The organism is Agrobacterium sp. YIC 4121, from assembly GCF_002008205.1.
Classification (GTDB): domain Bacteria; phylum Pseudomonadota; class Alphaproteobacteria; order Rhizobiales; family Rhizobiaceae; genus Agrobacterium; species Agrobacterium leguminum.
The window spans coordinates 1-12,325 of the sequence record NZ_MRDI01000013.1 but is presented as its reverse complement, the minus strand read 5'-3'; the positions used below and the strand labels follow the sequence as shown (position 1 = coordinate 12,325).

Annotated in this window: 11 protein-coding genes; 7 read left to right on the top strand and 4 right to left on the bottom strand. The window is 59.9% G+C overall.

The window, feature by feature from the left end; genetic code table 11:
* The first annotated feature begins 72 nt into the window (after positions 1-72).
* From BTE54_RS12825 to BTE54_RS12815, 3 genes are read left to right on the top strand one after another with little or no spacing between them, the layout of a single operon-like run.
* Positions 73-1,272, top strand: a complete 1,200-nt coding sequence (locus BTE54_RS12825) for an ROK family transcriptional regulator (RefSeq protein WP_065655517.1) — start codon at positions 73-75, stop codon at positions 1,270-1,272.
* A 52-nt stretch (positions 1,273-1,324) separates the two neighbouring features.
* Positions 1,325-2,425, top strand: a complete 1,101-nt coding sequence (locus BTE54_RS12820; protein WP_078052709.1) for a Gfo/Idh/MocA family oxidoreductase — start codon at positions 1,325-1,327, stop codon at positions 2,423-2,425.
* Between the two features lie 17 nt (positions 2,426-2,442).
* A complete protein-coding gene (locus BTE54_RS12815; RefSeq protein ID WP_078052708.1) occupies positions 2,443-3,084 on the top strand; it encodes a ThuA domain-containing protein in 642 nt (213 codons plus the stop codon).
* Between the two features lie 174 nt (positions 3,085-3,258).
* Here BTE54_RS12815 and BTE54_RS12810 read toward each other — a convergent pair whose 3' ends face one another.
* Positions 3,259-4,617, bottom strand: a complete 1,359-nt coding sequence (locus BTE54_RS12810) for an amidase (RefSeq protein WP_078052707.1) — start codon at positions 4,615-4,617, stop codon at positions 3,259-3,261.
* 343 nt (positions 4,618-4,960) lie between these two features.
* On the opposite strand from BTE54_RS12810, the gene BTE54_RS12805 reads away from it, so the two are divergent.
* From BTE54_RS12805 to BTE54_RS12795, 3 genes are all read left to right on the top strand, one after another.
* Positions 4,961-7,279, top strand: coding sequence for an EAL domain-containing protein (locus BTE54_RS12805; protein WP_078052706.1), 2,319 nt, complete (start codon positions 4,961-4,963; stop codon positions 7,277-7,279).
* A 30-nt stretch (positions 7,280-7,309) separates the two neighbouring features.
* Positions 7,310-8,203, top strand: coding sequence for an amino acid ABC transporter substrate-binding protein (locus BTE54_RS12800; RefSeq protein ID WP_065655521.1), 894 nt, complete (start codon positions 7,310-7,312; stop codon positions 8,201-8,203).
* A 71-nt stretch (positions 8,204-8,274) separates the two neighbouring features.
* Positions 8,275-9,177, top strand: a complete 903-nt coding sequence (locus BTE54_RS12795; RefSeq protein ID WP_078052705.1) for an amino acid ABC transporter substrate-binding protein — start codon at positions 8,275-8,277, stop codon at positions 9,175-9,177.
* 42 nt (positions 9,178-9,219) lie between these two features.
* On the opposite strand, the gene minE is transcribed toward BTE54_RS12795, so the two are convergent.
* The 3 genes from minE to minC are packed head-to-tail and all read right to left on the bottom strand — an operon-like array spanning position 9,220 to position 11,055.
* Positions 9,220-9,480: a cell division topological specificity factor MinE gene (gene minE, locus BTE54_RS12790; RefSeq protein ID WP_020809474.1), complete on the bottom strand. Its 261-nt coding sequence runs from the start codon at positions 9,478-9,480 to the stop codon at positions 9,220-9,222.
* The gene (gene minD, locus BTE54_RS12785; RefSeq protein ID WP_003506498.1) at positions 9,477-10,292 is read right to left on the bottom strand and encodes a septum site-determining protein MinD; all 816 of its coding nucleotides are present in this window, start codon (positions 10,290-10,292) and stop codon (positions 9,477-9,479) included. The genes minE and minD overlap by 4 nt, the downstream gene beginning before the upstream one ends.
* 34 nt (positions 10,293-10,326) lie before the next feature.
* Positions 10,327-11,055: a septum site-determining protein MinC gene (gene minC / locus BTE54_RS12780; RefSeq protein ID WP_003506496.1), complete on the bottom strand. Its 729-nt coding sequence runs from the start codon at positions 11,053-11,055 to the stop codon at positions 10,327-10,329.
* Positions 11,056-11,461: 406 nt separating this feature from the next.
* Here minC and BTE54_RS12775 point away from each other — a divergent pair, with 406 nt between their 5' ends.
* The gene (locus tag BTE54_RS12775) at positions 11,462-12,148 is read left to right on the top strand and encodes an HAD-IA family hydrolase (protein WP_078052704.1); all 687 of its coding nucleotides are present in this window, start codon (positions 11,462-11,464) and stop codon (positions 12,146-12,148) included.
* Positions 12,149-12,325 lie beyond the last annotated feature (177 nt).

The window sequence follows — 12,325 nt, the reverse complement described above, 5'->3', positions numbered from 1 at the left end:
CCGGCAGACGTTATTTAATCCGCAATCCGATATAAATTCGTTTTAGATCGAAGCCGATCGCAGCAGGACCCCATGAAGACCGCAGACCCAGAATTAATGCGCGCGATCAACAGGCTGAGCGTGCTGGACAGCATCCGCCGCCATGGGCCGATCTCGCGGGTGGAAATCAGCGAAAGAACTGAGCTTTCCACCACCACCGTCTCGGCTATTACCGCCTCGCTGCTCGATGACGGGCTTATCCTCACCCGTCATATCGGCGATATCCGCACCGAAGGCGCACGCGGCAGGCCGCGCGTGATGCTGGAACTGAACCCGGATGCCGCCCGCGTGGTGGGCGCCAAGATCGCCGCAAGCCGCATGGTCTTCGTCGTTACTGATTTCTGCGGCAACGTGCTTTCAACGCTTGCACTACCGATCCGTGTCGACCGTCAGCCCATCGGCGTCATCGCCGATCTTGTGGAGGACGGGGTGCGGCGCTGCGTCGTCGATGCCGGTCTTTCGCTGGAAGATGTGGACATGGTCTGCCTGGGCCTGCCCGGCGTCATCGAGCATCGCACCGGGAAAATTCGCAGCAGCCCGATTTTACGCGAAGTGAACGTCAATTTCGCCGAGGAAATGACCGCGCGGCTGAATTCGCCGACCATTATCGAAAGCGACGCCCACGCCATCACGCTCGCCCATCACTGGTTCGGCCATGCGCGCGATCTGGAAGACATGGTGCTGATTTCGCTCGAACAGACGCTCGGGCTTGGCGTGCTGCACCAGAACCAGCTGTTTCGCGGTGCCGGCGGGCTCAGCCACAATCTCGGCGACCTCGTCATCGGCCTTGCCAATGAGGGCACGGTGCGGCTGGCGAGCCAGGCGGGCGAAAACGCCATTCTGGGCTCCCGCCCGGCGGATGGGCGCTTTGCCGAGGCGATCCGGCTCGGCCGCGGCATGCAGCATGCCCATGCATTGATTGCGGCGGAAGACCACGATCTCATCGCGGCCGCTTTGCGCGCCGGCGCAGCGCTCGGCCTGACGCTTGCCAATATCGTCACGCTGTTTGCGCCGCCACGGGTCATCATCACTGGCTCCAGCCTCGAGCTCGGAGAACCCTTCATCGCCAGTATTCGTGACAGCTACAACGCCGCCGTTCCGCCTTCGCTGGCCGGCGTCGCCGAGCTGGTTTTCGACATTGCGAGCGACGAATTATGGGCGCAGGGGGCTGCGGCCGTCGCGCTTTACGAACTTTACGAATCGCCATGGAACACCACGGGACCGGCGCTTTAACCCACGGGTTGAGCACGGGCTTCGGCATTTCTGATTTACGGGAGGAAATCACATGAACAGGGTCGGTATCGGCATCATCGGCTGCGGCAACATCTCCAGCGCCTATCTCAAGGCCATGGCGTCGTTTCCCATTCTCGACATTCGCGGTCTTGCGGATATGAACGAGGAGGCCGCAAGGGCCCGCGCCGATGAATTCGGCCTCCAGGCAAAAAGCATCGACGCGCTTCTCTCAGATCCTTCCGTGGAGATCATCGTCAACCTGACCATTCCCAAGGCGCATGTGGAAGTTGGCCTGCGCGCGCTGGACGCGGGCAAACATGCCTATTCCGAAAAACCGCTCGGTATCAATTTCGCCGAGGGCAAGCGGCTTGCGGATGCGGCAAAGGCAAAGGGCCTTCGCATCGGCTCGGCCCCGGATACTTTCCTCGGCGGCGGGCACCAGACCGCACGCCGGCTGATCGATGAGGGCGTGCTCGGCCAGCCGGTCGGTGGAACGGCCACCTTCATGTGCCCCGGCCACGAGCGCTGGCACCCCAACCCGGCCTTTTATTACGAGGTCGGCGGCGGGCCGATGCTGGATATGGGGCCCTATTACATCACCGATCTCGTCAACCTGTTCGGCCCGGTCGCCAAAGTGGCGGGCTTTGCCATCTCGCCGCGCAATGAACGCCTCATTACCAGCGAGCCGAAGAACGGTGAAAAAATCCCCGTCCACGTCGCCACACATGTGTCCGGCGTGCTGGCTTTTGAGAACGGCGCCGTGGTGCAGGTGGGCATGAGCTTCGATGTGGCGGGCCACAAACATGTGCCGCTGGAACTCTATGGCACCGAAGGCACGTTGATCGTCCCCGATCCAAACCATTTCGGCGGCGAGGTGCAATTGCTGAAAAAGGGCGGCCAGTTCGAGCCGCAGGCGCTGTCGTCCCCCTATGCTGACGGCAATTATCGTTCGATAGGCGTCGCCGACATGGCCCATGCGATCCGCGAGAACCGCCCGCACCGCGCCAATGGCGATCTTGCCCTGCATGTGCTGGAGGTGATGGAAGCCTTCCAGACCGCATCGGACACCGGCACCGCCATTTCCATCACCACCAAGGCGGAGCGCCCTGCTCCGCTTGAAACATCGCTGGTCAACGGCCAGCTCGGCAAATAATTCGGAGGAGGAAATAAATGCGCGAAGCACTCATCGTCTGGGGCGGCTGGAGCGGCCACGAGCCGCAGGAATGCGCCACCATCGTCAAGGACATGCTGGAGGAGGACGGTTTCAAGGTCTATGTGGAGCACTCAACCGAGGCCTTCGCCGATCCTTCGGTGCATGATCTGAGCCTCGTGGTGCCCATCGTCACCATGTCGAAGATCGAAAAGGAAGAGATCAAGAACCTGACGGCCGCCGTGGAAAACGGCGTCGGCATTGCCGGTTTTCATGGCGGTGCGGGCGACAGTTTCCGCGAATGTGTGGAATATCAGTTCATGATCGGCGGCCAATGGGTTGCCCATCCCGGCAATATCATCGACTACCATGTCAACATCATCCGCCCCGACGACCCGCTGATGGAGGGGATTTCCGATTTCCCCTATACGTCGGAGCAATATTACATGCATGTCGACCCCTCCAACGAGGTTCTCGCGACGACGAAGTTTACAGGTGAGCACGCATGGTGGATCGACGGCGTGGTGATGCCGGTTGTCTGGAAACGCAAATACGGCAAGGGCCGCGTCTTCTATTCGGCGCTCGGCCATCAGGCCAAGGAGTTTTCCGTGCCGCAGATGAAAACCATGTTCCGCCGTGGCGCGAATTGGGCGGCGCGTTGAGGTTGTCGGTAGGAGGCGGCCAAGTACTCTCTCCGTCATGCCGGACCTGATCCGGCATCCAGCAGCCGCGCGTCTGCGCGGCGTCAGGAGTCTTTCGCGATCAAGGACTTGATCGCGCTGGACCCCGGATCAAATCCGGGGTGACGGAGAATGGCTGTGTGAACCGCCCTCTCCTCAGCCGCGAATAATCTCTTCCGCCGCCATCGCCACGCTGAGAACATGATCGTCCGTGCCGTGCAGGCCGGAAAGCAGCAGGCCGACCGGCATGCCCGCATCGCCCGTTCCGCAGGGGATCGAAACACCGCAGAGATCGAAAAAATTGCCGATCTGGGTGTTACGCAGGGTCTTCGCATTCATGGCGAAAAAGGCATCGTCACTCTCGAGAAGCGGCGCGACTTTGGCCGCGACATGCGGCAATGTCGGCGATACCAGCAGCTCTTGCCTGCCAATCATGCCGGAAAACGCCGCCGTCATGCGTTCGCGCGCGTCGATGATGGCGATATAGTCCGGCAGGGAAATATTCGCGCCGAGCCCTGCTCTGGCCACCACGCGCGGGTCCATGCGGGCGGCGTCGGCACCTTCCAGCCGGGTCTTGTGCAGGGCGAAGGCCTCAGCCGTCACCAGCGCACCCTTTTCCCTGATAAGATCGAACAGTTCCGAAAAAATCGGGAATGCCTGCCGCCGCACCGAAGCGCCGGCGCGGACGAGACGTTCCACCGCCTGCTCGAAAGCGGCTGCGACGCCATCCTCGATGCCATCGAAAAAGACAGTTTCCGGCACCACCAGAGACAGGCCGGAAAGGGGTGCGCGCGTGAGATCGGCAGTCGCCTTGCCGCGCATGGCGGCATCCACCCAGACGGCGTCCTGTACGGTGTGCGTGAGCGGGCCGAGAGAATCAAGGCTTTTCGCCAAGGGATAAACGCCGCGCATCGAATAACGGCCACGACTTGCCTTATAGCCCACCACGCCGTTGAAGGCGGCGGGAATACGCACCGATCCACCGGTATCGGTGCCGATCGCCACCGGCACCAGACCGGCAGCCACGGCGACGCCCGCACCCGACGAAGAGCCGCCCGGCAGACGGTGACCATCCGTAGAAGCAGGATTGCGGGGCGTACCGTAGTGCGGATTGATGCCGAGACCGGAAAACGCGAACTCGCTCATATTGGTCCGGCCGATGCAGATCATGCCCGCCTGTTTCAGCGCCGTCACCACATCCGCGTCGCGCGACGCAGGCTTATCGTTGGCAAGCACCGTCGATCCGGCCGTGGTCGCCATGCCTTCAAGGTCAAACAGGTCCTTCCAAGCCACCGGAATACCATCGAGCACACCACAGGAACGGCCATCACCAAGGCGTTTTGCCGCGGCTTCCGCCTCCGACATCGCACGCGCTGCCGTCAACTCGACAAAAATCGCCTGATCGTCCTCTCCGCCAACCGCATCCAGCGTCTCTTCCACCAGGGCACGCGGATCGAGATGGCCGCTCTGGAGGAGAACGGAAAGCTGCGCGATGCTTTTGCCTTTATGAGCCATGATATCTTCCCTGAAAGCGGCATGTTGCGCACAACATGCCGTTTATCGGCCAGTTGGCAAGGCCAATCGCCGCGCTATCGATGAGAGACATACCGGATCGGGAAACATGGCGGAGATGGCAGAATTTTGGAGTTTATCCTTGACGATTCATTTCTAACCTCGGATTTTTTCAACCTGAGGTGCAGGAACGCCATCTCTTATATAAGCTACGACTATAAAAAGACGGATTAATTCTTAATCGCATCTAAACTTTGTTGAATTATTTAGCAGACAGCATTGAAATGCATGCCCTATAAAATTCCATAAAACAATTATAACGCGACATCGCGGGGGACTATCGCGAATGGAAGAGACTGCCTATCGCGGGACAGATAGACAGGTTGAACCGGGCCACACGCTTCGCTCGCCAACGCAGCCGGAAACAGGCCGGTTTTCGCGGCGGCGTTCGCTCGCCAGCAAGATAACCCTGATATTCCTCGGCGGCGTGATCTTTTCCTACAGCATCGGCGCACTTGTCGGCTGGTATATGTTCGTCGCCGCCGCCAGCGAGCAATGGCTCAACCAGGCGCGCGTCAATTCGCAGATCGCCAGCGCCACGCTTCGCAGCATCTACACCTATGTCAGCGTCACCGCCGATGCCGACGGGCAGGTCAACGGCATATTGACCGACAAACCCATCGGCGACGACGAATCCATTCTCGTCACCGGCTTCAACCCCAGCGACGTTCTCGCGCTTATCGGCGCACAGACCAAGAATGCCGTCTGGCTTTTCCGTTATGACGAGGCAGATTCCGGCTTCCGGCAGATCGCGGCGGCTTTCGACAACGCCACCGATGACGATGAAAAGCCGCTCGCCACCGATCCCATCTTTTCCCGGGATGCGGTCGCCGCGCGTTTTTCCACTGGTTTTGCGACCATCGGCGAATCCAGCCATTATATCGGCCTGCTGCCGATCATCAGCACGGAAACGAAGAAACCCATCGGCGCGGTCGCCGTCAGCATCGGCGGCTCGGACGCGCTTTATGGCGCGCAGCGCAAGCTCATCTATAATTCGCTCGCCGCGCTGATCGTGGTCTTGACCGTCACCGGCGTGCTTGTGACCGTCATCGCCCGGCATTTCCTGAAACCGGTCCCGGCGCTGGTGCAGGCGACGCTTCGGATCGCCCGCGAGGAAACGGATGTCGCCACGCCGTTTCAGGAGCGGCGGGACGAGATCGGCGACATGGCCACCGCCATCGAGACGTTGCGTGAGGCGGTTCTGGAACGCGGACGCCTGCGGCAGATTCGCGATATGGCGCAGCAGCTGGAACATATGGCCCATCACGATGCGCTGACCGGACTTCCAAACCGCGTGCTACTGATGAAGACACTGGAAAACCGTCTCGAACAGCTTGCCGCGTCAGGCCAGCCGTTCAATGTCATGCTGCTCGATCTGGACCGCTTCAAGGCCGTCAATGACACACTCGGACACGCCGCCGGCGATTCCCTGCTGGTGGCGGTGGCCTCACGGATTTCCGCCGTGCTGGGTGAAAACGACATGGTAAGCCGTCTCGGCGGCGACGAATTCGCGATCATACAATCGGCAAATGGCGACTGCGAGAGCGATGCGGCGATGCTGGCCGCGCGGGTGGTCCATGCCGTCTCGCGCAGTTTCGGTCTCGAAGGCAGCGATATCAGCATCGATACCAGCATCGGCATCGCCTGCGCGCCGGGCCACGGCACATCCGCAACGCAGCTTCTGCAACATGCCGATCTCGGCCTTTACCGGGCGAAATCCATGGGCTGCGGCTATTTCGTCTTTTACGAGCCAGGCATGGACATGGCGGCGCAGCACAAGCATGCGCTGGAAATAGACATGAAATCCGCGCTCGAAAACCAGGAGTTCGAGCTGCACTATCAGCCGGTTGTCAATCTGCAGAGCGGTCGCATCGTCGCTTATGAAGCGCTGGCCCGCTGGCGACACAGCAAGCTTGGCCTCATCGCACCGGACCGCTTCATCGCGCTTGCCGAAGAAAACAACTTCATCAAGCCGTTGGGCGAGTGGGTTCTGGCGCAGGCCTGCAGGGATGCGATGACATGGCCGAAGGATATCAGGCTCGCCGTCAATCTATCCGCCGTTCAGCTCAGCAATGACGACATCGTACCGATAGTAGACCGGGCGCTTGAAACATCCGGCTTCCCGGCCGAACGGCTTGAACTGGAAGTGACGGAAACGGTCATGCTGGAGCGCGATAACAGCGCCCGAGCCCTGAAACTGCTGAAGGAAAGGGGCGTTCGCCTCGCGCTTGACGATTTCGGCACCGGTTATGCGGGGCTCAGCACGCTCACCCATGTCGCCTTCGACAAGATCAAGATCGACCGGGAATTCGTCTCCGGCCTGCCGTCCAATCCCATGTGTTCCGCCATCGTCAACACCGTTATCGACATGGCTGAACAGATCGGCCTGAAGGTCACCGCCGAGGGCGTTGAAAACAGGGAGCAGGTCGAAGCGCTCAAGCTTTCCGGCTGCGACGAAGCGCAGGGTTATTATTTTGCCGAGCCCGCGCCGCTTGCACGCATTCTCAAGAACCGCGCCGTCATCACTCCGATCACGCAGGATGAATTCGGCGACGTCGGTCGTCCGACACAGGAAACCTATTGCCCGCCACAAAAAGCCATTTGAGAAACCGGCCGCCGGCCCAGAGGACATAAAATGCGTCTTTCAGTATTTTGCCTTTTCCTCACATGCCTTGCTCCCATCACGCCTCTACAGGCTGCCGGCGAAGGCAATACGCTTCAGCAGATCGCCAAAACCGCAAAGATCCGCATCGGCTATCGCGAAGCCGAACCGCCCTTTTCCTATCAATTGCCGAATGGGGAGGTCACCGGTTTCTCGACCGATCTTTGTCGGGCGATCAGCGAAGATATTCGCAGGAAGCTGAAGCTCGACAGGATCGAACTCGAATACGTCAAGGCGACGCCCGCGACCCGTTTCATCCTTGTCCGCGGCGGCCAGATCGACATTGAATGCGCGGCCACGACCAACAATAGCGAACGCCGCAAGATCGTGGATTTCTCCTATCCCAACTTCATGACCGCGACGCAGTTTCTCTCCCGCAAACAGGACAATCTGAAAAGCCTTGCCGATCTAGCCGGGCGGTCCGTTACATCCGCCTCCGGCACGGTCAATATCGAGCAGCTCAATGCCGTGAACCGGGCGAAGAACCTCAATATCTCTGTGATGCCGACGAAAACCAATGAGGAGGCCTTCGAACTCGTGGTTTCCGGCAAGGCCTCCGCCTTTGTTATGGATGGCATATTGCTCGCGGCGCTGGCGGCGACATCAGAGAATCCGGACCTCTATGCGCTTTCTGAGGAAACGCTGAGCGCGCCCGAACCCTATGGCCTGGTTTTCCGGCGCAACGACCCCGGTTTCAAGGCGGCAGTCAATGAAAGCCTTCGTCATATTTTCACCGGGCCAGTCATTCATGGCCTTTATGAAAAGTGGTTCACCAAGCCCATTCCCCCAAACGGCATGAACCTGAACCTGCCGATGGCCGCCTCTCTGAAACAGGCATACGAACATCCGAGCGAATACCAGGACTGAGAGCGCAAGCCGTCCACCCGTATCGATTTTCATGAGAATGTTTTGACAGATTATTTGGCTGGAGATGCGCGATGCAGAGATCGACACTATGGCTTATGCTCGTATTTTCAAGTCTTCTTCCCGCCCAGGCGGTGAGCGAGGACGCCCAACCGCCGACACTTGAAACCATTGCCAGAACCGGCACCATCAAGCTCGGTTACGCCGATCGCAATATTCCCTTTTCCTATCTCGGCGCCGGCCCGGAGCCTATCGGCTACAGCATCGAGCTATGCCTGAGAGTGGCGGATTCCATCAAGAAAAAGCTCGGCCTGCCGGAACTGAAGGTCGAGTTCGTCAAGCGCACGCCCAGCAACCGCATCATGCTTCTCAATGACGGTACGATGGACATGGAATGCGTGGCGAGCACGAATACGGAAGAGCGGCGCAAGGCAGTGTGGTTCTCCTACAGCCACTTCATCACCGGCACCCGTTATGTGGCGCTGAAATCGAGCGGCCTGAACACCGTCGCCGATCTCGCCGGGCGAACGGTGGTGGTGACGACGGGAACCATCAACATAACCCAACTCAACGTGCTCAATCGCAAACTGGGGCTGAACGTCGCTGTTCTGCAAAATGACAGCACCGAGGGCAGTTTTGACATGGTAACGGAAAACCGTGCCTCGGCCTTCGTCATGGACGACATACTTCTGCGATCCTTCGTTGCCGAGACCGGCAAGCCGGAAGACTACGTCATCTCCGACGAATATCTTGCCCCGCCGCAGCCCTATGGCCTGATGCTCCGCCACGGAGATACCGGCTTCCGCGACGCCGTCAACGAGGCGCTCGGCCAAATCTATGAGAGCGGCGAAATCGATAAAATCTACGACAAATGGTTCAACGCGCCGATCCCGCCAAACGGAATCAACCTGAAGCGCCCGCTGCCCGGCGATCTGGCGGAGGCATTTCGAAAACCCGTCGATACGACAGCGGAATAAAAACGCCGCCCGGTGGCGGGCGGCGTTTTTTCAAGACGTATCTTACGCGGCGCGCAGATCGGCACCCAGAGGAATCTCGACATCGATCTCCAAGATTGAGACATGCTCGTCGCGATCCATCTTCACATGCACGCGATCATTGTCGATCTGCACATGTTTGGCGATGACGCCGAGAATTTCTTCCCTGAGGATGGCGACCAGATCGGAGCCGGAGGATGCCCTTTCGTGGGCGAGCAGCACCTGCAGGCGTTCGCGCGCAAGCGGTGCCGACTTCTGTTTGCGGAAAAGACTGAAGATGCTCATGCAGCCCTCCTTGCGAAGATCTTGGAGAAGATGCCACGCTTCTCGCCCGGAATGACCACCGGAATATCCTCGCCGGACAGGCGGCGGGCGGCGTCGAAATAAGCCATGGCCGGCGCGCAGCGGGCATCGGCCAGCGTAACAGGCGCACCGACGTTCGAGGCCCGCAGCACATCCGTGCTTTCGGGAATGATGCCGAGCAGCGGAATGGAAAGGATTTCCAGAACGTCGTCGACCTTCAGCATATCGCCACGCTCGGCGCGGGAAGCGTCGTAACGTGTCAGAAGCAGATGCTTCTCCATGCGCTCGCCGCGTTCGGCCTTCAGCGTCTTGGAATCCAGCAGACCGATGATGCGGTCGCTGTCGCGCACCGAGGAGACTTCCGGATTGGTGACGACAACGGCCACATCCGCATGGCGCATGGCCAGCGTCGCGCCGCGTTCGATGCCGGCGGGGCTGTCGCAGATCACCCAGTCGAAGTGCTTCTTCAGCTCGTTGATGACCCATTCGACACCTTCCGGCGTCAGATTGTCCTTGTCGCGCGTCTGCGAGGCAGGCAGCAGGAACAGCGTCTCGAGGCGCTTGTCGCGGATCAGCGCCTGCGTCAGCTTGGCATCGCCCTGGATGACGTTGACGAGATCGTAAACCACGCGGCGTTCAGCACCCATGACGAGATCGAGGTTGCGCAGGCCGACATCGAAATCGACGACCACGACCTTCTCCTTGTTCTGCGCCAGTGCGGCGCCAAGCGCTGCGGTCGAGGTGGTCTTTCCCACCCCGCCCTTGCCGGAAGTTACAACGACTACCTTCCCCATATGGCTCTCCTGTTCCTGTGTTGTTTCTCTGTTATCAGCCGAGCTTTGCGGCCTTGATCGTATCGTTTTCCAGCCAGAGCTGAACGGGCTGGCCGCGCAGCTTGTCGTCAATGTCCTCGGCCACCTTGTAGACGCCGTCGATGGCCAGAAGCTCCGCTTCGAGCTTGCGGCAGAAGATGCGCGCCGAAACATTGCCGAGCGAACCGGCCATGGCGCGACCGCGCAGGGCGCCGTAAATATGCACCGAACCGCCGGCGATGATTTCCGCCCCTGAGGCGACCGAACCGATGACGGTCACGTCACCCTCGGGAAACATGATCGACTGGCCGGAGCGAACCGGCTCGTTGATGACCAGCGACGGCACGACGGCCCTGACCTCACCGGCAGCACGCGGCTTTTCCTCCGGCAACTCGGCAGCGATGGCGACCGGCTCAACCTCGACATCGGAAGCGGGCTTTCCGCCCTTCAGCGACGGCGGCATGCCCGGCTCGATCATCGAGGGGCGAACGCCCTCGATACCCATGATGCCGACATTGCGCTCCGTCAGCGCCGCCAGCAGCTCCTTCAGCCCCGCCTTGTCGAGCGACAGCTCCGAGACGTCCAGAACCACCGGACGCGACAGGAAGAAGCCCGCCGAACGGGCGGCTAGATCATCGAGCCTTTCCAGCCATTGATCGACCGGAGATTCGGGGGACAGGACGACTGCGAGGAAGGAGCGGCCTTTGATACGGATCGAACGCTGGTCTGTTAGCACTTTGGTCATCTTGGTAAACAAATCGTTGACAATTAGGTACCTCGAATATGGTTAACAAATGGTTAACGCCGCCCCTGAAGCGGCGAACTCGTTAAGAAAATTCCGCTCCGAAAAACCTCATGCGAAACATTCAAAATCCATCATTACCTTTTGATTTAACGCGTTTCCGGCACTTGTGAAAACTCACGATAGCAGCTCATCCTTGCTGCAACCTGACGCCCGTCATCGCGAGATGGGCCCGCCATGTCCCCTACCCCAACCCGGCGAGTCGCGGAACCCGCGAACGTCCGATTCCGGGACAATATCCGCCTTCGGCCAGATGACCGCATTATGCCTTCAAGGTGGAAAAGCGATTCCGTTATCTCCGCCGATGCTGTAGAGACAGGCGTCCCGACAGCTTCAACGGAAGAATGAGATGCACAGCAAAGTCCCGCCGCAGAACCAGATATTTTCGCAAGACTATGCGGCCTTCCTGTTCGACATGGATGGAACATTGCTCAACTCGATTGCGGTGGTGGAGCGGGTCTGGCGCGAATGGGCCGTGGACAACGGCATAGAGCCGAACGCTTTCCTGCAGCGCATCCATGGCATGCGCGCGTCGGAAGTGGTGCGCCGCGAGGCCGTTCCCGGTCTCGATGTCGCGGAACAGGCGGCGATGCTGCTGCAGAAGGAAATGGACGATGTCGACGGCATCCTCCAGATTCCCGAGGCTGCGGCATTTCTCGAAAAATTGCCGGCTGGCAAATGGGCCATCGTCACCTCCGCCGCCCGCGCGCTCGCCGAGCGCCGACTGGCGGCCGCAGGCCTCACCCCGCCTGCGGTGATGATCTGCGCCGAGGACGTGGTGAACGGCAAGCCCGATCCGGAAGGATATAAAAAGGCGGCGGAAAAGCTCGGCGTCGCGCCTGAAAACTGCGTCGTCTTCGAGGACGCCCCCGCCAGCATTCAGGCCGGGGAAAGCATGGGCGCCACCGTGGTCGTCATCAACGCCACCCACTCCCATCTCATCGAAACGCCGCATCTTTCCATAGGCGGATATGGTGAGCTGGATGTCGTCATCGGCGAGAACGGCGCCCTGAGGCTCGCAGGTGGCAGGGGCTGAAAGCCGATCTTTCTATCGGCTAACAAGCCATCCCACCCGACGCCATCCGCGGGACTGTCCCGAGGATCTAATCACCTATCGTAAAACTGACCGGTAGCAGATGCTCGGGACAAGCCCACTACTGTCCGGTTTAAATTTGCGGCCATTGGAAGGCCATCTGGTTTTGGTTTGTGGGTT